Raw genomic sequence first — 18,312 nt, forward strand, 5'->3', positions numbered from 1 at the left:
CACTCCGCGGTCTCTTCCGGATCACGATCAGGCAGCTGGGCAGTCAACCCGCTGAGGATGTGTGAGGTCTCTTCTCCTGCAGCCACGTCCAACCTTCCTTTAGGCGCATGCATCGGCGCCTCAGGTCCGGCAGGGTAACTGCCCGTCGTGAACGCGTCGTGTGCGACATCTCGGTTTCAACAGCCCGGTCGGATGCGCCGGGCAGGTCTTGTGAGCGCTTGGCTGCCCAGTAGGATTCTGCGGGGCGATCGCCCTGCAGCCATAGCGCTCATGGCCACTCTAGCTTTCACGGCGCTGCGATGCGTAGCCGCGGGCCCTCAGGGGCGTTGTATGTCACACTTGGCCGGCGTGCGTGACGGAAAGCACGTGGTTGTCACAGCCTCGAAACACCCCCGGGTAGTGCGGAATGTGGCCCATGGCAGGGACAATAGCTTGAAGCACACGCCCAAAGGGTGTTGGCTGTTGGTAATGGAAGTCACTTCAAAAGGAGGAAACGTGAGCGAGGCCGACGCCGCCACATCGGTAAATGTGGCGGAACGAATGGGTTTCAAAGATGGGGATCTGATTCAGGAGCGCGGCTACGACGACGATGTCGACTTCGACTTGCGTGACGACATTGAAGATGTCACGGGCTCTGAATTGCTGGATGAAGATGACCATGACGTTGTCGATGCCGTCGTCTTTTGGTGGCGGGATGGCGACGGTGATCTTGTTGATGCCCTCATGGATTCGCTCACCACGCTGAAGGAAGGCGGAGTCGTCTGGGTCCTGACGCCAAAGTCCGGCCGCGACAACTATGTTTCCCCGGCTGATATCCAGGACGCGGCCCCCACGTCCGGACTTCACCTGACCACCTCTGCCGGGGTGTCGAAAGACTGGAGCGCCACACGACTGGTGCCGAAGAAGAACAAGTGACCGATGTCCGACTGGCGCCGGCTGCTGCGGTAGTTCCGCAGCCGGGTCAACCCGCACCGGACTTTGAACTGGTGAACCAGTTTGGCGAGCCCGTCCGCCTGTCGGACTTCCGGGGCCGCAATGTAGTGGTCGTCTTTTATCCCTTCGCCTTCTCCGGTATTTGCACCGGGGAGCTATGTGAGATTCGCGACAACATTGCGGAGTTCGAAGATTCAAATGCCGTGGTGCTGGCAGTCTCCGTTGACAGCAAGTTCGCCCTGCGCGCCTACTCGAAACAGGAAGGCTATGGCTTTGACCTGCTGGCCGACTTCTGGCCCCATGGTGCTGCAGCCCAGGCGTACGGTGTTTTTGATGACGTCAGCGGGATGGCTTTGCGTGGAACGTTCATCATCGATGCTTCAGGGATCATCCGGTACGTCGTGGTGAATCCACGTGGCCAAGCGAGGGACTTTGCTGAGTACCGCCGCGCGCTTACGGCGATGGAACAGCAGCAGGCATGAGCAACGGAAGGCCTGGAGTGGGCATGACTGGGTTTGCCAGCATGGCTCCGGCTTCGGTGCCCCCGCTTGAACCGGATGAGCTTCGTGCCGTCCGGCGGGCGGTTGATGTCATGGCCGGCAAGCGCCTGGCTGTGCTCACGGGGGCTGGCCTCAGCACCGATTCAGGTATTCCTGATTACCGGGGTCCGGGTTCCGCGCCCCGGAATCCCATGACCTTCCAGGAGTTCATTGGCAGCGAGGCCAACCGCAGGCGGTATTGGGCCAGGAATCACCTTGGCTGGTCCCACTTGAGGCACGCCGACCCCAATGCCGGGCATGCCGCCGTCGCGCTGATGGAGCGCCGGGGGCTTCTGTCCGGCCTCATCACCCAGAATGTCGACCGGCTCCACGAGGACGCCGGCAGCGTCAACGTGGTGGATCTGCATGGGCGCTTTGACCAAGTGGTTTGCCTGGAGAACGGCCATACCTTCAGCCGGCGGTTGATTGCGGCAATCCTTGAGGAAATCAACCCGGGATTCCTTGAAGCTGCCTTGGAGTCCGGAGTTGTGGAAATGGCTCCGGATGCCGATGCAACTGTTGAGGATCCAGAGCTCATCACCTCCTTCGTTGTGGCTGTATGCCCCATCTGTGGAGGGATACTCAAGCCCGACTTTGTCTATTTCGGCGAGAATGTGCCTAAAAGCCGGGTGGAGCGGGCCTACGCCATGGTCGATGACGCGGAGGCACTCCTGGTGGCGGGATCGTCCCTCACGGTCCAGAGCGGTTTGAGGTTTGTGCGCCACGCCGCCAAGGCTGATAAGCCGGTGGTGATCATCAACAGGGGAGCGACCCGGGGTGACGGCTTTGCCGACGTGAAACTTGAGCTCGGAGTCAGCGGCGCCCTGGATTATTTGGCCAGGAATCTGCCTGATCTGCCGGACGTGAATCCGCCGATTGGTGTTTCAAGCGAATGATCATGTAGAGTCATTGTTCGTTGGTTGAAGCGCTGAAGCACTGAAACCGCACCTTGGGTCTTTAGCTCAGCTGGTAGAGCGCCACGTTTACACCGTGGATGTCATCGGTTCGATCCCGGTAGGACCCACCAAGAGAAACCCCGTTATTCCGTGTTTTTGCTCGGAGTGACGGGGTTTTTTGATGTCTAGCTTCCTTCCCATTTTCCGGGACCGAAAAATGTCAGGGCCTGCTTTTAGGGTCTGCTTCCATGGAGCACGTAGATATTCGTAGCGGCGCGCATGGCGCGCCGGCTGCTGTGGTGAGGGGCAACCGGGAATGGCAGATTGTTGTGGAGCCTGTGCGCTGGTTTGAGCGTGTTTCCTGGTGGGAGCAATCCCGGCGCATGCCCCGGGGGCAGGGCCGCGTGGATATCGAGGTCTGGCAGGTCCAGGTTCGTCTGGGAAACAACGTCCGTTCCAGTATCGCTACATGGGAGTTGGTGCGGGACGGCGCCGGCGGAGGCTGGTGCCTCAGGGGCGAAGAAGTTGCCGCCGCTTAGCTCTTGGCCGGAAATGGATGAGCTCTCCACCACGACTATTGGGGGATGCCGCGGTGGAGAGCTCGAAAATGAATATACAGCGAACATTTGGGTTTGAAAAGTGGAGCCCTTCAAGCGGCAGGTTCATGTCGCAAAGCCTTCTCCACCCTGCCCGCAAGTGGCCTAAATCTGCCACTATGATGGGAAGTGTTCAGCTGAATGAACGCGCCGATTGCACTGACGAAGGAGAATCATGGCCGATTCCCGCACCACCCGTTCCGAAGGGCTGGGTGCTTCGTCGCCTGCACCAGCCGTGACCCGCGCAGCTGCGGTTCTCGAGGCTCTTGCAGGATCTCCGTCAGGGCGCCTGACGCTGAGTGATCTTTCCCGTGAGCTTGGCATTCCCAAATCGTCCACCTCCAACCTCTTGCTGGCTCTTGAGGAGGCGCGCCTCATCACGCGGCAGGGCGCTGACTTTGCGTTGGGGCGGAAGCTTGTGGAACTTGGAGCCGCGTACCTGAGCCGGCTCGATGAAGTGCAGGAGTTTTACAAGTACTGCGAGCAGGCGCCCACCCTTTCCGGTGAGACGGTGCGGATTGCCATGCTCGACGGCGACCATGTCATCTACCTGGCCCGATATGAAGGGCATCCTGCGGTCAGGCTGACATCCAACATCGGTGACAAGATGCCCGTCTCACTGTGCAGCGTGGGGAAGGCCCTGTTGGCGCAACTGCATGACCACGATATTGAGGCCATGTTCCCCGATGGCATGGAACTTCCTGTCATGACTGCAAACTCCCTCCGGACTGCTGAAGAACTCAAGGCGCAGGTGGCCACCATCCGTCAGCAGGGGTTCGCCTTCGAGGATGAGGAGTCGACGGTGGGTGTGGTTTGTCTCGCCGTGCCGGTACCCACTCATGGTGCCCACGGCCCAAGCCTGGGCCTCTCGGTGACCGCGCTGAAGGCGACATACTCGGAGGAACAGGGCGCCCTCATGGTCAAGGAGCTGAAGGAACTGGCGCGATCCCTCGGAAATCCCATGGGATAGCTGGGATCGGACGGCAACTTTAAATAAATCAGATTTCAATCTTGGCAGCTTGTTCAACAAGCTGTACGCTGTTCATCATAGTGATCTTGGCGGTGATGCCATCGCTATCTCGCCGGGCCAACGGGGGCCTGGGGTGATTTTGAGGGAGTGCTTGTGATAACTCGTACTAATGCACAGCTTGCAACCGAGGCTGATGATGCTGTCGTTGAGCCGGAACAGCTGCGCCGGGCCACTTTGGCCAGCTCTGTTGGCTCAGCCTTGGAGTACTACGACTTTTACATTTATGGGTTGGCCTCCGCGCTGATCTTTGGCCCATTGTTCTTTTCCCCCCTCGGTCCGGACGGTGCCCTGATCGCGTCCTTCGCCACCTATGGTGTCGGCTTCGCAGCCCGCCCCTTCGGTGGGTTGATCTTTGGCTACATTGGCGACAGGTTCGGCCGCAAGATGGTCCTGATCATGACCATTGCCTTGATGGGAACAGCAAGCTTTGCCATCGGTTTGCTTCCGACGTTCGAACAAGCCGGCATGCTCGGCGCAGTCCTGCTGGTCACCTTGCGGATCATCCAGGGCCTGGGCGCCGGGGCCGAACAGGCCGGTGCAACCACGCTCATCTCCGAGGTGGCGCCGCGCCGCCGTCGTGGTTTCTTCGCATCTTTGCCTTTCGTGGGCATTCAGCTGGGTACGCTCCTGGGCGCGGGCACCTTTGCCTTGATTGCCATGGCTGACAAGTCCGTCCTGCAGGGGTGGCTGTGGCGCGTACCGTTCCTGGCCAGCTTCATCCTTATCGCGGTGGCGATCTTCATCCGCCTCAAGCTCAAGGAAACCCCTGCATTCCAGGAGTTGGAGAAGCACAAGAATGTGGTCAAGAACCCCATTGGTGCACTGTGGAAGCATTCCAAGAAGAACGTGCTCCTGGGCATCGGCCTTCGGATGGGCGAGAATGGCAACTCTTCGATCTATTCGGCTCTGCTTGTATCCTTCATGAGCATGCCTGCCGGTGTGTTTGCCGGAAACAACTCGATCGGTCCCGTGGGCCTGCTGATTGCCGCCGGCTTCGCGGCCGTCCTGGTGGTTACCTTTGGTGCCCTGTCCGATAAGTTTGGCCGCGTCCCGGTCTACCGCTACGGCGCGCTGTTCCAGGCCGTCATCGCTGTCCCCGCTTTCTACCTGGTCACGCTGGGCAACGTCACGCTGGTGTGGGTGGTGATGGCGGTAGGTATCGCCATCGGCGTCCAGTCCATGCTTGGGCCCCAGTGCCCGCTGTTGCCGGAGCTTTTCGGCTCGCAGTACCGCTTCACGGGTGTAGCCATGAGCCGTGAGATCTCCGCCGTCCTGGCAGGTGGTCTGGCGCCCCTGCTCGGGGCCCTCATGCTCGCCGCAACCAACCACTCGTGGCTTGTGCTGGCCATCTACTCGCTGGTCCTGGCACTCATCTCCTTTGTGACCACCTTCTTCACTCCGGAGACGGCCGGTCGGGATCTCGTCAGCACGGAAGACGCAAAGTAGCTTTCAGGGTCATTCATCAACACAAGCGCGGCACCCTCCCGGTGGAGGGTGCCGCGCTTGTGTTCCCAGTCCCTCATCTCCCGCACCAAGGACGGTGTCAGCCCGGCGACGTCATAGCCGACGGGTCCGTGGAGCCACACCACTGTGTCCGCGTAATACGGAAAGATGCCCACAATCGCAGGCGTGTCTGTCGGGGGACCGTACTGCGCAGCAGGTCTTAAACGACAGCACGCCCGGCAGCCGGGATCCGGCTGCCGGGCGTGCCAAGGCGGGGATTCCCGCCGGTTTAGTAGAAGTGAACCGGGTCCACGAGGTGGGGCAGCTCGCCGCCGGCCAGGAAGGTGCGCAGGTTGCTGCAGAAACGCTCGGCAATAAGCCGGTTCTCTGCCGAGCTCAGCGCGGAGGTGTGCGGAGACACAAGTACCCTCGGGTGGCTCCACAGGGGGCTGTCCTGGGGGAGTGGTTCCACGGCGAAGACATCCAGGCAGGCGTAGGAGACCTGTCCATTGTCCAAGGCTTCGAGGAGTGCTTCCTCGTCCACCACCGTTCCGCGTCCCACATTGACGAATACGGTGCCCCGCTGCATGGCAGAGAAGATGTCCCTGTTGAACAGTTTCTCCGTGTACGGCGTTCCGGGGAGCGTGTTGACCACGGCATCGGCATCGGCGAGCAATCCAGGGAGGCCGTCGTTCCCGGTGACGTTTTCCAGGCCGTCGATTTCCTCGACGTTGCGTTTGGTTCCGCTGACCCTCATTCCCAGGGCGCGGGCGATCCTTGCGGTTTCCATGCCGATTTCGCCCAAGCCAGTAATGACCAGCTTGGAGCCGTTGACGAGCTTGGTGGGCGTCCGCAGTTCCGGCCAGAATTTGGCAGCTTGGTCCTGCGCCATCTCAGCGCTGCGCTTGAATCCGTTGAGAATGCCGAATGTGGAGAACTCCGCCAAGGGCAGGGCGTGAACGCCGGCCGAGGTTGTGACACGGAACTTCTGAAGGGTCTCAGTGTCCAGGCCGGATGCCTTGACAGCTCCGCCCGCTCCGGCTGCCATGGCGTGGATCCACTGCAGGTGTGGGTTGCTGCCGGCGATCCGCGCCAGGCCGGCCGGGCTTTCGTTGGGGAAACCGTAGAGAACCTGTGCGCGGTTAAGCATGGCCCAGTAGCGTTCCTCCTGCTCCGGCGTGCGCTCGAAGTCCGGGTCGCCGGCATGATCGGCGGGGAACCGTTCGGGCGGAAGCAGATCAGGATCGTAGAGAACCGTGATGGCAGGATCAACGGCGCGGATCAGCCCCACAAACTCAGCTTCGAGTGGCACAGCGATCGCGATGGTAAGTTCATCAGTCGTCATAGTGTTCATCATACTGAATAGCGGCTAGGATATTGAACAGATTTCGAGGAATGACGTCTCCATCTGTGAACACAAAGAAGTGAGGATTCCACCATGACCATCAAACGAGTCGGCTTTGTCGGCTTGGGACTCATGGGAGCGCCCATGGCTGCCAACATCGCCGCGGCGGGATGGTCCGTGACCGCCTGGAACCGCTCCGAAGCCGCCTATGACGGGCTGCCCGGTATCGCACGTGCCGGGTCCGTCCTGGAGCTGCGCAACGAACCGATCTTGATCTTCATGCTCCCCGACCTGCCATTCATCGAGGAAGCGGCCGCAGACCTGCTCGAATCCTGGCGGGCCGATCCGCCGCAGCCGGGTACCGCCGTCGTCATCATGAGCAGCGTTTCCCCGACGGCGGTCCAGGACTTCGGCGAAACGGTTCGCCACGCCAGCGGCGGCAACGCCGTAGTGGTGGATGCCCCGGTCAGTGGCGGCACTGCCGGAGCGCACAACGGGACCTTGGCCATCATGGTGGGTGCAAAGGAAACCGACTTCGAAGCGCTCAAACCGCTTTTCCAGACCATGGGGACCACAGTCCGGCGCATGGGGTTGCTGGGCTCGGGGTCACTCGCCAAAGCGTGCAACCAACTGATCGTCGGAACTACGACGGCGGCACTCGCCGAAGCTGCTGAACTCGCCGAACTCTCGGGGATGGACGTCACAGCACTCTACGACGTGCTGGCAGGCGGCCTGGCCGGAAGCAGGGTGCTGGAGGTAGTGGGTCCCCGGCTGGCCGCCAAGGACTACGCTCCCACGGGTCCTGCGAAGTTTATGCACAAGGACCTGGCTTTTGTGGTCCACAGTGCGGAGGTGGCCGGCGCTGCCGTGCCCATGGCCACGGCAGCCATCGAACTCTATGCCGAACTGAAACGTCAGGGCCTCGGCGACCAGGACCTCGCCGTCGTCCGCCAAACCATCGCCACCATGAGCCCGTCAGCAGCGGGCTCCCGCGGCACTAACTGAGAAAGAAAGAACACAGAATATGAGTGGACTCTTCGACCTGACCGGACGCATAGCGTTGGTCACCGGTTCAAGCCGGGGAATCGGCAATGCCCTGGCCCGTGGCCTCGCAGACGCCGGTGCCACGGTGGTGCTGAACGGCATCAATCCGGAACGGCTCTCGTCGGCACACCAGGCCATGGTCGCTGACTATCCGGAGGGCAGGGTTCACAGCCGCGCCTTCGACGTCACTGATGCGACGGCCGCCGCTGATGGTGTGGCGTGGATCGAGCAGAACGTCGGGCCGCTGGACATCCTGGTGAACAACGCCGGGATCCAGCACCGGGTGCCCATGCTGGACCTCGACGTCAAGGATTGGGATCGGGTAATCACTACCGACCTCACCAGCGCTTTCCTGGTGGGCAGGGAAGCCGCCCGGCACATGATCCCCCGGGGGCAGGGCAAGATCATCAACATCTGTTCGGTCCAGACCGACCTCGCCCGCCCCACCATCGCTCCGTACGTCGCTGCCAAGGGCGGACTCCGCAACCTCACGCGCGCCATGACAGCAGAGTGGGCCGCGTCCGGCCTGCAGATCAACGGGATCGCCCCGGGCTACATCCACACAGAGATGACACAGAACCTGGTGGATGACCAAGACTTCAACTCCTGGATCCTGGGCCGCACTCCGGCCAACCGATGGGGCACTGTTGCCGATCTTGCCGGACCAACAGTGTGGCTCGCATCCCAGGCGTCCAACTTCGTCAACGGCCAGACGATCTTCGTCGACGGCGGAATGACGGTGGTGGTCTGATGATCATGCAGCTTCCCACGTCCGGTCCCGCTGTTGTTGCCCATGGCAAAGGCGACCTTCGCATTGAAGACATCCCGCTGACCACGCCTGCCGTGGATGAGTCGATCGTGGAAATCGCCTACGGCGGCATTTGCGGTTCAGACCTCCACTACTGGTTGCACGGCGCAGCGGGGGAGTCCATCCTCAAGGAACCCATGGTCCTGGGGCACGAAATCGTTGGAGTGGTGATCCAGCAAGCAGCCGACGGTACCGGCCCGGCGGCAGGAACGCCCGTGGCCGTCCACCCGGCAACGCCTGCTCCCGGCGAAGTCAGGTACCCAGAGGACCGGCCCAACCTTTCCCCGGGCTGCACCTACTTGGGCAGCGCTGCCCGGTACCCGCACACGGACGGTGCCTTCAGCCGCTACGCAAACCTGCCCTCCAGAATGCTCCGCCCCTTGCCCGAAGACCTGGACCTTCGGACGGCCGCACTCGTTGAACCTGCCAGCGTTGCCTGGCACGCCGTGGCCCGGGCAGGCGACGTGCGGGGGAAGACGGCCCTGGTGATCGGCAGCGGCCCGATCGGTGCGCTCGCCGTCGCGGTACTGAAGCGCGCCGGAGCGGCCAGGATCGTCGCCGTCGACATGCATGACAAGCCGCTGGAAATTGCCCGCGCCGTAGGCGCCGGCGAAGTCCTCAAGGGAGATCAAGCCGAGGCCATAGCGTCAGTGGACGCGGACGTCGTTATCGAATCCTCTGGAAGTCACTACGGCCTGGCTTCGGCGATCAAGGGCGCCACCCGTGGTGGCAAGGTGGTCATGGTTGGGCTGCTGCCGTCAGGACCGCAGCCGGTCTTCATTTCCCTTGCCATCACCCGCGAACTGGAACTGCTCGGTTCATTCCGCTTCAACAACGAAATTGACGAAGTCATCGCAGCACTGGCGGACGGGTCGCTGTTCGTTGATCCTGTTGTCACGCATGAATTCGACCTCGAGCATGGCCTTGAGGCTTTTGAGGTGGCGAAGAACTCGGCCGAGTCCGGAAAGGTCTTGTTGAACTTCCGGTAGATGCCGCCTAGTTCCTGGTGACAGGGACGAAGACGCGGGGCTGGTCGTCCCAGCCGGGGGCCAGCTCCGCGATGGTCTGCCGCATGATCTTGGCTGCTGCGTCCCGCGCCAGGGAACCATCGCCGGCGTCGATCGCGTGGGCGACGTCCATGTGCCACTGCAGGGCCTGCTTCTGGGGGTGCTCCGGCATGAGTCCGTGGACCGTACGGCCGGTGAGGGTTTCGGTCACCTGGCCAATGAGGTTGGCGAACATCTCGTTGCCCGAGCCGGACAGAACCAAGGCGTGGAAACGGATATCGAGCTCCAGGAACCTGGCCATGTCACCGGCATCGCCGGCTTCCTTCATGGCCAGCGAAATGCCCACCAGCTCCTGTCGGAGGCTTTCGGGCGCATTGCCCGCGGCCAGTTCGGCGGCAACAGGCTCGACGGCGGATCGCAGCTCTGCGAGCGACCTCAGTTGGGCTCCGCGTCCCTCGCCGGCCAGCCGCCAACGGATCACCAAGGGGTCGAAGGGATTCCAGCGATGGGCAGGAAGGACCCTGATGCCCACCCGCTTGATGGTCTCAACGAGTCCCAGCGACTGCAGAACGCGCACGGCTTCCCGGACGACGGAGCGCGACACGTTGAGTTCGTCTTCCAGATGCTCTGCCAACATGACATGTCCGGCGGGCAGGGCGCCACCGACAATCCGGGTACCCAAGTGCTCAACGGCGCGGTGGTGGAGGCTGGTTGACATAGAGGTAAGCATAGTGGCGCGGGGGTTGCCCGCGTGCAGCAGCAATGTCATATGCTCCGCCGCACGCCGGCGGAGCCGGGCGCCCATCATAGACTGTTTATGACGCGGGCCCCTTCCACAACGTGGGCACCGCTTTCCCGCCCAAGGTTTTAATACGTATGGTTTATTACAGCCCCTGGTTTTGAAATCGCTTCCTGCGTACCCCCAAGGGGGGTGGGTGGGACGTTTTGTACACGAACGAATTGGAGTTTTGATGTCAGCACACATCGGTGTCACCGGCCTTGCGGTGATGGGCGCCAACCTGGCCCGCAACCTCGCCCGCAACGGCTTCACCGTGGCTCTCCACAACCGCTCCGTGGAAAAGACTGACGCCCTGCTGGAAAAGCACGGCTCGGAGGGCGACTTCATCCGCACGGAAACGCTGCAGGAACTTGTCGACTCCCTCGAAAAGCCCCGCCGTGTCCTCATCATGGTCAAGGCCGGCGCGCCCGTTGACAACGTCATCGAGCAGCTCGAACCACTGCTCGAAGCCGGTGACATCATCATCGACGCCGGCAACTCGCACTACGAGGACACCCGCCGCCGGGAAGCTGCGCTGGCAAAGAAGGACCTGCACTTCGTAGGCGTTGGTGTCTCCGGCGGCGAAGAGGGCGCGCTGAACGGCCCGTCGATCATGCCCGGCGGTTCCAAGGAGTCCTACGACGCCCTCGGCCCGCTGCTGGAAAAGATTTCCGCCAAGGTCGATGGCGAGCCTTGCTGCGCCTGGATCGGTACCGATGGTGCAGGCCACTTCGTCAAGATGGTCCACAACGGCATCGAGTACGCCGATATGCAGGTCATCGGTGAAGCATTCGATCTCCTCCGCTCCGGCGCAGGTATTGAGCCCGCAGAGCAGTCCAGGATCTTCGCTGAATGGAACAAGGGCGACCTGTCCTCTTTCCTGATCGAAATCTCCGCCGAGGTCCTGGGCCACGTTGACGCCAAGACCGGCAAGCCGTTCGTGGATGTCGTCGTGGACGCAGCAGGCCAGAAGGGCACGGGTCGCTGGACGGTCATCTCCGCCCTCGAACTTGGCTCGCCGGTCTCCGGCATTGCCGAGTCCGTTTTCGCCCGTGCATTGTCTTCCCAGACCGAGCAGCGCAAGCTCGGCCAGGAGCTCTTGGCCGGCGAAGAAGCGTCCGTGGAGATCCCCGAGACGTTCGTCGAGGACGTCCGCCAGGCGCTGTATGCCTCCAAGCTGGTGTCCTACGCGCAGGGTCTGGACATGCTGACCTCCGCCGCCAAAGAATACGGCTGGGACCTCAAGCTGGACGAGATCGCTTCGCTGTGGCGCGCAGGCTGCATCATCCGTGCGGAGCTGCTTAAGGACATCACCAAGGCCTATGCTGCCGAAGAGAAGCCCGCCAACTTGCTGTTCGCTCCGGCCTTCACCAAGGCCATTGCAGAAGCCCTTCCGGCATGGCGCCGGGTCGTGGCAACCGCGGTCCAGCTGGGTATCCCGGTACCTGTCTTCTCCTCGTCGCTGGCATACTACGACGGCCTGCGCCGCAAGCGTGTTGCCGCTGCCCTGATCCAGGGCCAGCGTGACCTCTTCGGGGCACACACCTACGGTCGCGTGGACACAGAGGGTACGTTCCACACGCTGTGGGGCGAGGACAAGTCCGAGATCTCGGCAGTCGACACCCACTAGCACCAGCTGTCAGCCAAGGCCGGTCCTTTCCCAGTTACGCTGGGGAGGGCCGGCCTTTGCCGTGCCGGACTGAAGGAGAACTGCCATGGCATCCCGTATCGCACTGGTCACCGGAGCCTCCACGGGCATCGGATTCGAGGCGGCCATCGCGCTCAGGGCAGCTGGCCTCACTGTCTACGCCGGAGCACGCCGGGTGGAGAAGATGGAACCCCTGAAGCGCCTCGGCATCACGGTCATGGCTTTGGATGTCACCTCGGAGGAATCCATGGCTTCTGCGGTGGCACTGGTGGAAGCTGCCCACGGGCGCGTCGACGTGCTGGTCAACAATGCGGGCTACGGTTCCTACGGTTCCCTCGAAGAGGTGCCGTTGGACGAGGGCAGGCGCCAGTTCGAGGTTAATGTCATGGGCCTGGCAAGGATGATGCAACTCGTCATTCCCGGGATGCGCACAGCGCATTCGGGCAGGATCATCAATATCACCTCCATTGGCGGCAAGATCCATGAGCCCTTGGGTGCCTGGTACCACGGCACCAAATTCGCCGTCGAGGGAATGAGTGATTCCCTGCGCCTGGAACTGCAGCCGCACGGCATCGACGTCGTCGTTATCGAGCCGTCAGGAACGAATACCGAATGGGGCACCATAGCGGGCGAAGGTTTGCTTGCTGCCTCCGGCGACGGACCGTACCAGCAGCAGGCACATATTGTGGCTGCCGCGCTGGCGTCAACCTCTGGAGAAGGCCACGTGCTGTCCACCCCGGCCCGGGTTGTCGCACGGGCGATTGTCCGCGCTGCAACGGCAAAACGCCCCAGGACCCGTTACCCGGTGGGTAGGGGAGCCTGGAGCGTCCTGGCAATGCGGCGGATACTTCCGGACCGCGCGTTCGATGCTGTCTTCTGGAATTTCTACCGAAGGCTTGCTGGCTAGATCCGATACTCGATGTAATACTCGGCAGGGTCCACGGCGGGCTTGGTCTCGGACCTCGCATCGCGGTGCCGCCACGTGGCGGGAATACCTGTGATGATGGATTCCGCCGGTGCGTCCTTGACCACCACGGCATTGGCTCCGATTGCACTGCCGGCACCGATGGTGATGGGACCCAGGACTTTGGCTCCTGCGCCAATGGTGACGCGGTCGCCGATGGTTGGGTGCCGCTTGACCTTGGCCAACGAACGGCCGCCGAGGGTTACACCGTGATAGATCATCACGTCCTCACCAATCTCGGCGGTTTCTCCGATCACCACACCCATTCCGTGGTCGATGAAGAACCTTCGGCCGATCGTGGCGCCGGGATGAATCTCGATGCCCGTCAGGAACCTGGCCAACTGGGAGATCAGGCGCGCCGGGAACCGGAGCGCCGGGTTCTGCCAGAGCCGGTGCGTCACGCGGTGCGCCCAAATGGCGTGCAGGCCGGAGTAGGCGAAGAAGTTCTCAAAAGAGCCTCGAGCCGCCGGGTCGTGCGACCGGGCGGCGTCGAGGTCTTCCTTAAGCCTTGCGAAGAAGCTCACAAAGACCTTTCTACAGGAAATGAAGGCGTGCAGACTAAGTGTCAGCCGCGGATGTCGTCGAACAGCACAGTGGAGATGTAACGCTCTCCAAAGTCGCAGACGACGGCAACAATCAGCTTGCCGGCGTTCTCGGGACGCTTGGCCAACTCAAGTGCACCCCACACGATGGCACCGGACGAGATGCCACCAAGGATGCCTTCGCGGGCACCAAGGTCACGGGCTACTCGGACAGAATCTTCCAGCGTGGCGTCCAGGACTTCGTCGTACACGTTCGTGTCCAGGATCTCCGGAACGAAGTTGGCGCCGATTCCCTGGATCTTGTGCGGGCCTGGGGCTCCGCCGTTGAGGATTGCCGAATCCTTGGGCTCCACAGCCACGATCTGGACGCCCGGCTTGCGTTCCTTAAGGACCTGGCCAACGCCGGTGATGGTACCGCCGGTGCCGACGCCCGCAACAAAAATGTCGACTTCGCCGTCGGTGTCTTCCCAGACTTCCTCCGCAGTGGTGGCGCGGTGGATGGCCGGGTTGGCTTCATTGGCGAACTGCTGCGCCCAAATGGAGTTCTCCGTGTTGGCGACGATTTCCTGGGCCTTCTCGACGGCGCCGCGCATGCCTTCGGAACCGGGCGTCAGGACGATCTCGGCGCCGTACGCGCGCAACATCACCCGGCGTTCGGTGGACATGGTCTCCGGCATGGTCAGGATGACCTTGTAGCCGCGTGCTGCACCGACCAGTGCCAGGGCGATGCCCGTGTTGCCGGAAGTTCCTTCGACGATGGTTCCGCCGGGCTTCAAGGCACCGGACTTTTCGGCAGCGTCAATGATGGCCACACCAATGCGGTCCTTGACGCTGTTGGCCGGGTTGTAGAACTCGAGCTTGACCGCGACCGTGGCATCGAGGCCTTCGGTAAGCCGGTTCAAACGGACCAGCGGAGTGCGGCCGACCAGCTGCGTGACGTCGTCGTAGATCCTTGCCATGAAAATTACGCCTATCTCTGAAGAGGGAATGCTGAGGTCAGCCTAGCCAGCCGGATCGAAACCCTGCTAAGCAGTAAGCCATGCAGAGTAATATTTCCGGGCCTTGGCCAGCTTCGGGTTAATAATCACCTGGCAGTACCCCTGGTAAGGGAATTTGGCGTAGTAGTTCTGGTGGACTTCCTCCGCCTCATGGAACTCCGGCAGCCGGCTTACCTCGGTAACAATCGGATCGGACCAGAGGGCCTGGGCGCGTTCGATGGCTTCCTCGAAGAGGACCTTCTCTTCAGTCGTCGTGTAAAACATCGACGACCTGTACTGGGTCCCGACGTCGTAGCCTTGCCGGTTCAACGTGGTGGGGTCGTGCAAGGCAAAGAACATGTCAAGGATGACCTCTTCCGGGACCACCGATTCGTCGAAGGTCACTGCAACGACCTCTGCATGTCCCGTGGTTCCGGAGCAGACCTGGTAGTAATCGGGATTGCGGACGTGGCCGCCGGTGTAACCCGAGACCACCGAGCTGACGCCGCGGGTTTTCTGGTAAACGGCGTCCAGGCACCAGAAGCAGCCACCGCCAAGTACGAAAGTTTTCATGTTCTCTTCAATGGATCGGAGGGCGTGATGATTCCCGGTTCACCTTACGGGAGAATTACGGCGCCTGGCAGGTACTGCGGGTGGCAAGACTGCCTCATCCGGCCCAGTAGGGAAGAATAAGAGCATGGAAGCAGTAAACACCGGCATTTCTGATACGGAATCCGTCGAAGATGACGAAACGGTTGAAGCCAGCGGCGATCCAACGCTTGGCCAGGTGTTGTTGGCCGTCGAGGAACTCTGGCCGGAGTCCCTGGCCGAGGACTGGGACAAAGTTGGCCTTGTTGTCGGCCGCCCCAACGTCCCTGTCACTAAAGTTCTCTTTGCCGTCGATCCAACGTTGGCCGTCATCGATGAAGCCATCGAATGGGGTGCGGAGCTGCTGATTACCCACCACCCTTTGCTCCTTAAAGGCGTCAACTCCGTGGCAGCAACCTCGGCGAAAGGTCTCGCCGTCCACCGGCTGATTGAGGCCGGCACAGGACTACTGACCGTCCATACCAATGGCGACTCGGCTGTGGGGGGCGTGTCGGACGTGCTGGCTGACGCCTTCGGGCTGGACAACGTGGAGCCGTTGACTGCTGCGGCCAACGGCTTGCCTGAAGAGGGAATTGGCCGCGTCGGCGATCTTCCGGAGTTGGTCACGCTGGGAGACTTCGCTGCGCGGGTCTTCGAAATGCTGCCGGCGGTGGCCGGCGGGGTCCGTGTGGCCGGAGACAAAGACGGACTGGTACGGCGCGTTGCCGTCTGCGGTGGTGCCGGTGACAGCCTGTTCGACGCTGTGCGGGCCAGTCAGGCGGACGTCTATGTGACGGCTGACATGCGCCACCACCCGGCCTCGGAAGCGCGGGAGGGCGCAAGCAATGGCCGGCCGTACCTGATCGACGTTTCGCACTTTGCCAGCGAATGGCTGTGGTTGCCCGCCGCCGCAGAAGCGCTGGGCAACGTCCTCGCGGACCAGGGTTACGACGTCGAAATCCGCGTCAGCAGCACCAACAGCGATCCCTGGGACTTCATACTCACTCCCGGCGGGGACTAGAGTCTACAAAGATACGGACTGCTTCAACAGAAAGAGGCCGTCCGGCCGGAACTGATCCCCAGGACCGGCAGCGACAAGCGGAGGTAAGCGTGGCGAAAGCAGCACCGGCAGAACAATTGAAATTGCTTGAACTGCAGGGGCTGGACGCCAAGCTGAAGTCGCTGGCCGGACGTCGGAAGGTCCTGGAAACGGATCCCCGGATCACAGACCTGACCGATGCCCTGACCGTGGCCAACGGTGAACTGGGCGCGGCCAAGGTGGCAGTGCACGACGCCGAGGCCGAATTGCGCCGGGCCGAGGCGGACGTGGAGCAGGTGGCCAGCCGCATTGAGCGGGACGAGGCCAGGCTCAACAGCGGGACGGGGCTGTCCAAGGACCTGGTGGCGCTTCAAAGCGACATCGCCTCCCTGAACAAGCGCCGCTCGGACCTCGAGGATGTTGAACTCGAAATCCTGGAGCGACTGGATACTTTGCGTGAGCGCCAAGCGGCTCAACAGGCGATCGTGGACGACATCCAGGGCTCGTTCGGAGGCATCCGTGCTGAGCTTGATGAAGCCATTGCCGAAATCGCCGCCGAAGAAACGGTCGTTCGAGGACAGCGTGCTGCCTTCGCCGGGTCCTTGGACGCCGGGTTGCTTGGCGTCTATGAGAAGACCATCGCCAAGCGGGGCGTCGGTGCTGCCCGGCTGTTCCACGGCAAGTCCGAAGGCTCGGGCATGATGCTCAGTCCCGGCGACCTCGCCGAAGTGAAGGCGGCCGCGGAAGATGACATCGTTTTCTGCCCGGACTCAGGGGTCATCCTGGTCCGTTCGGCCGAGTGGAACTGACGGGACCTCAGCTCAGCTGGACAGGACCATTCAGTCGGTTCAGTCGGTCAGGATGATGTTGAGCGCGTGCGGCTTGCGGGCTGTTCCCTCAACAAGTTCCGCCGTCCACACTTCGCCGGCGGCCTTCAGCAGCTGGCCCGGCGTTGCTGGGGCTTTGCCGCGCCTGGTCAGCAGGTGCCGCGCCAACTCGCCGCGGGTGTGCTTGGCGAAGTGGCTGACCACCGTGCGCTTCCCGTTGGCCTCATTGAAGACGTTGACGTTCACGGTCTGCGCCGCCGGGGGAGCCCAGGCCGCGGCGTAGGTGCTGGAGCGGCAATCCACCAGGAGCTCGCCTTCGCTGCGCGTGGCGAGTGTGGCGTTCAGTTGCGGCTTCCAGTACGAGGCGAGGCGTCCGACGTCGGGCAGTGCGGTTCCCATGGACAGCCGGTAGGCGGGTACGTGGTCGCCGAAGCCGATGGCGCCCCAGAGCGCTGACACCACCAGGATGGACTCGGTCGCTTTCCGGCGCTGCGTAGCGGTCATGGTGTTATAGCCCAAGGCGTCGTAGAGGACACCTGAATAGACCTGGTGGGCCGGTGCTGCCGGTTCATCATGGAGCCGGGTGTTACGTTCGACGTCGTCCCGCAGGGAGGGGCCGACGCCCAGTAAGGCGAGTGCGTCCTCGTGCGCGCTCACCGTGCCGAGGGCCTCCAGCACTTTGGCGCGGTAGGGGTTCAACTCAGGAAAGCTGAGCGACTCCCATTCGATCGCGGAACCTTTGGCAGCGGGGGTCTTGCCTTCGGAAGGCGGCAGCAGAATCAGCACCCGTCGATATTACCGGGGACTTTGGCCGGTCCCAACGCCGGTAGACTGGACGGCGGATGGGTCGACCAGGCGGTCGCGCGCCACGAGAGTGGCTCGAGGAACGTCCGGGCTCCGCAGAGCAGGGTGGTGGGTAACGCCCACTCGGGGTAACCCGCAGGCCAGTGCCACAGAGAACAGACCGCCTGCGCTGTGCGATGTTTCATCGCAGGGCAGCAGGTAAGGGTGAAACGGTGGTGTAAGAGACCACCAGCTCCCTGGGTGACCGGGGAGGCTAGGTAAACCCCACCCGGAGCAAGGCCAGACAGGACACGTTTGAGGGCTGCTCGCCCGAGTGTCCGGGTAGGCTGCTGGAGGGCGTCGGCAACGGCGTTCGTAGATGGATGGCCGCCACTCCTTTTCCGGTAACGGAAGGGGATGACAGAACCCGGCGTATCGGTCGACCCATCCATTTATGACTGCCGCAAAACAGCTGTGTGAGTGATTTCACGCCGCCGGGCTGCCTATGCCCCCGCCTTCCGCCCT

19 protein-coding genes, 1 tRNA gene and 1 other RNA gene are annotated in these 18,312 nt (G+C 62.3%); 15 read left to right on the plus strand and 6 right to left on the minus strand.

All coding sequences use genetic code 11. The features are described 5' to 3' along the window. Positions 1-495: 495 nt before the first annotated feature. From QF015_RS00005 to QF015_RS00035, 7 genes are all read left to right on the plus strand, one after another. Positions 496-915, plus strand: coding sequence for a DUF3052 domain-containing protein (locus QF015_RS00005; protein ID WP_026542347.1), 420 nt, complete (start codon positions 496-498; stop codon positions 913-915). Beyond that, complete coding sequence (locus tag QF015_RS00010) at positions 912-1,415, plus strand: peroxiredoxin (RefSeq protein ID WP_429386083.1); 504 nt, start codon at positions 912-914, stop codon at positions 1,413-1,415. The genes QF015_RS00005 and QF015_RS00010 overlap by 4 nt, the downstream gene beginning before the upstream one ends. Continuing rightward, positions 1,412-2,368, plus strand: a complete 957-nt coding sequence (locus tag QF015_RS00015) for an NAD-dependent protein deacetylase (protein ID WP_429386085.1) — start codon at positions 1,412-1,414, stop codon at positions 2,366-2,368. Before QF015_RS00010 ends, QF015_RS00015 begins: the two co-directional genes overlap by 4 nt. 55 nt (positions 2,369-2,423) lie before the next feature. Beyond that, positions 2,424-2,499 (plus strand) — tRNA-Val (locus QF015_RS00020). A 117-nt stretch (positions 2,500-2,616) separates the two neighbouring features. Next, entirely contained in the window at positions 2,617-2,907 is a 291-nt protein-coding gene (locus tag QF015_RS00025; protein ID WP_310204085.1) for a hypothetical protein, read from the plus strand. A gap of 232 nt (positions 2,908-3,139) precedes the next feature. Continuing rightward, entirely contained in the window at positions 3,140-3,934 is a 795-nt protein-coding gene (locus QF015_RS00030) for an IclR family transcriptional regulator (RefSeq protein ID WP_310204088.1), read from the plus strand. Between the two features lie 147 nt (positions 3,935-4,081). Further along, a complete protein-coding gene (locus tag QF015_RS00035; protein WP_310204091.1) occupies positions 4,082-5,440 on the plus strand; it encodes an MFS transporter in 1,359 nt (452 codons plus the stop codon). A 286-nt stretch (positions 5,441-5,726) separates the two neighbouring features. On the opposite strand, the gene QF015_RS00040 is transcribed toward QF015_RS00035, so the two are convergent. After that, positions 5,727-6,794: a D-2-hydroxyacid dehydrogenase gene (locus QF015_RS00040; RefSeq protein WP_429386088.1), complete on the minus strand. Its 1,068-nt coding sequence runs from the start codon at positions 6,792-6,794 to the stop codon at positions 5,727-5,729. Positions 6,795-6,875: 81 nt separating this feature from the next. On the opposite strand from QF015_RS00040, the gene QF015_RS00045 reads away from it, so the two are divergent. Genes QF015_RS00045 through QF015_RS00055 form a run of 3 tightly spaced genes read left to right on the plus strand, consistent with a single transcriptional unit; the run spans position 6,876 to position 9,623 of the window. After that, positions 6,876-7,787, plus strand: a complete 912-nt coding sequence (locus QF015_RS00045; protein ID WP_429386090.1) for an NAD(P)-dependent oxidoreductase — start codon at positions 6,876-6,878, stop codon at positions 7,785-7,787. Positions 7,788-7,806: 19 nt separating this feature from the next. Further along, the gene (locus tag QF015_RS00050) at positions 7,807-8,577 is read left to right on the plus strand and encodes an SDR family oxidoreductase (RefSeq protein WP_310204099.1); all 771 of its coding nucleotides are present in this window, start codon (positions 7,807-7,809) and stop codon (positions 8,575-8,577) included. After that, positions 8,577-9,623, plus strand: coding sequence for an L-idonate 5-dehydrogenase (locus QF015_RS00055; RefSeq protein WP_310204101.1), 1,047 nt, complete (start codon positions 8,577-8,579; stop codon positions 9,621-9,623). Before QF015_RS00050 ends, QF015_RS00055 begins: the two co-directional genes overlap by 1 nt. Before the next feature lie 7 nt (positions 9,624-9,630). Here the strand turns inward: QF015_RS00055 and QF015_RS00060 are convergent, their stop codons facing one another. Beyond that, positions 9,631-10,359 carry a FadR/GntR family transcriptional regulator gene (locus QF015_RS00060; RefSeq protein ID WP_310204104.1) on the minus strand — a complete coding sequence of 243 codons (729 nt, stop codon included), beginning with the start codon at positions 10,357-10,359 and terminating at the stop codon, positions 9,631-9,633. Between the two features lie 253 nt (positions 10,360-10,612). On the opposite strand from QF015_RS00060, the gene gndA reads away from it, so the two are divergent. Both gndA and QF015_RS00070 read left to right on the plus strand, forming a co-directional pair. Next, positions 10,613-12,049 carry an NADP-dependent phosphogluconate dehydrogenase gene (gene gndA / locus QF015_RS00065; protein ID WP_310204107.1) on the plus strand — a complete coding sequence of 479 codons (1,437 nt, stop codon included), beginning with the start codon at positions 10,613-10,615 and terminating at the stop codon, positions 12,047-12,049. A gap of 85 nt (positions 12,050-12,134) precedes the next feature. Continuing rightward, positions 12,135-12,974 (plus strand): oxidoreductase, encoded by an 840-nt coding sequence (locus tag QF015_RS00070; protein WP_429386093.1) that lies wholly within the window; start codon positions 12,135-12,137, stop codon positions 12,972-12,974. On the opposite strand, the gene epsC is transcribed toward QF015_RS00070, so the two are convergent. The 3 genes from epsC to msrA form a co-directional block, all read right to left on the minus strand. After that, positions 12,971-13,555 carry a serine O-acetyltransferase EpsC gene (gene epsC / locus QF015_RS00075; protein WP_309075467.1) on the minus strand — a complete coding sequence of 195 codons (585 nt, stop codon included), beginning with the start codon at positions 13,553-13,555 and terminating at the stop codon, positions 12,971-12,973. The two genes, QF015_RS00070 and epsC, sit on opposite strands and share 4 nt — an antisense overlap. A gap of 41 nt (positions 13,556-13,596) precedes the next feature. Then, complete coding sequence (gene cysK, locus QF015_RS00080; protein WP_235522092.1) at positions 13,597-14,532, minus strand: cysteine synthase A; 936 nt, start codon at positions 14,530-14,532, stop codon at positions 13,597-13,599. Positions 14,533-14,598: 66 nt separating this feature from the next. Continuing rightward, entirely contained in the window at positions 14,599-15,123 is a 525-nt protein-coding gene (gene msrA / locus QF015_RS00085) for a peptide-methionine (S)-S-oxide reductase MsrA (protein WP_429386096.1), read from the minus strand. A 124-nt stretch (positions 15,124-15,247) separates the two neighbouring features. On the opposite strand from msrA, the gene QF015_RS00090 reads away from it, so the two are divergent. Continuing rightward, positions 15,248-16,159, plus strand: coding sequence for a Nif3-like dinuclear metal center hexameric protein (locus tag QF015_RS00090; protein ID WP_310204120.1), 912 nt, complete (start codon positions 15,248-15,250; stop codon positions 16,157-16,159). An 89-nt stretch (positions 16,160-16,248) separates the two neighbouring features. Then, complete coding sequence (locus QF015_RS00095; protein ID WP_429386098.1) at positions 16,249-16,986, plus strand: zinc ribbon domain-containing protein; 738 nt, start codon at positions 16,249-16,251, stop codon at positions 16,984-16,986. Between the two features lie 39 nt (positions 16,987-17,025). Here the strand turns inward: QF015_RS00095 and QF015_RS00100 are convergent, their stop codons facing one another. After that, entirely contained in the window at positions 17,026-17,790 is a 765-nt protein-coding gene (locus QF015_RS00100; RefSeq protein ID WP_310204126.1) for a YaaA family protein, read from the minus strand. 57 nt (positions 17,791-17,847) lie between these two features. Here QF015_RS00100 and rnpB point away from each other — a divergent pair. After that, positions 17,848-18,238: RNase P RNA component class A (gene rnpB, locus QF015_RS00105), an RNA gene on the plus strand. The last annotated feature ends 74 nt before the right edge of the window (positions 18,239-18,312 follow it).

This window comes from Paenarthrobacter sp. TE4293, from assembly GCF_050435325.1.
Classification (GTDB): Bacteria; Actinomycetota; Actinomycetes; order Actinomycetales; family Micrococcaceae; genus Arthrobacter; species Arthrobacter nitroguajacolicus_C.

Bases quoted from the DNA above. Each gene is read 5' to 3' on its own strand.
- QF015_RS00015 (WP_429386085.1), top strand. From the start codon at position 1,412: ATGAGCAACGGAAGGCCTGGAGTGGGCATGACTGGGTTTGCCAGCATG.
- QF015_RS00025 (WP_310204085.1), top strand. From the start codon at position 2,617: ATGGAGCACGTAGATATTCGTAGCGGCGCGCATGGCGCGCCGGCTGCT.
- QF015_RS00030 (WP_310204088.1), top strand. From the start codon at position 3,140: ATGGCCGATTCCCGCACCACCCGTTCCGAAGGGCTGGGTGCTTCGTCG.
- QF015_RS00040 (WP_429386088.1), bottom strand. From the start codon at position 6,794: ATGATGAACACTATGACGACTGATGAACTTACCATCGCGATCGCTGTG.
- QF015_RS00045 (WP_429386090.1), top strand. From the start codon at position 6,876: ATGACCATCAAACGAGTCGGCTTTGTCGGCTTGGGACTCATGGGAGCG.
- QF015_RS00050 (WP_310204099.1), top strand. From the start codon at position 7,807: ATGAGTGGACTCTTCGACCTGACCGGACGCATAGCGTTGGTCACCGGT.
- QF015_RS00055 (WP_310204101.1), top strand. From the start codon at position 8,577: ATGATCATGCAGCTTCCCACGTCCGGTCCCGCTGTTGTTGCCCATGGC.
- QF015_RS00060 (WP_310204104.1), bottom strand. From the start codon at position 10,359: ATGTCAACCAGCCTCCACCACCGCGCCGTTGAGCACTTGGGTACCCGG.
- gndA (WP_310204107.1), top strand. From the start codon at position 10,613: ATGTCAGCACACATCGGTGTCACCGGCCTTGCGGTGATGGGCGCCAAC.
- QF015_RS00070 (WP_429386093.1), top strand. From the start codon at position 12,135: ATGGCATCCCGTATCGCACTGGTCACCGGAGCCTCCACGGGCATCGGA.
- cysK (WP_235522092.1), bottom strand. From the start codon at position 14,532: ATGGCAAGGATCTACGACGACGTCACGCAGCTGGTCGGCCGCACTCCG.
- msrA (WP_429386096.1), bottom strand. From the start codon at position 15,123: ATGAAAACTTTCGTACTTGGCGGTGGCTGCTTCTGGTGCCTGGACGCC.
- QF015_RS00090 (WP_310204120.1), top strand. From the start codon at position 15,248: ATGGAAGCAGTAAACACCGGCATTTCTGATACGGAATCCGTCGAAGAT.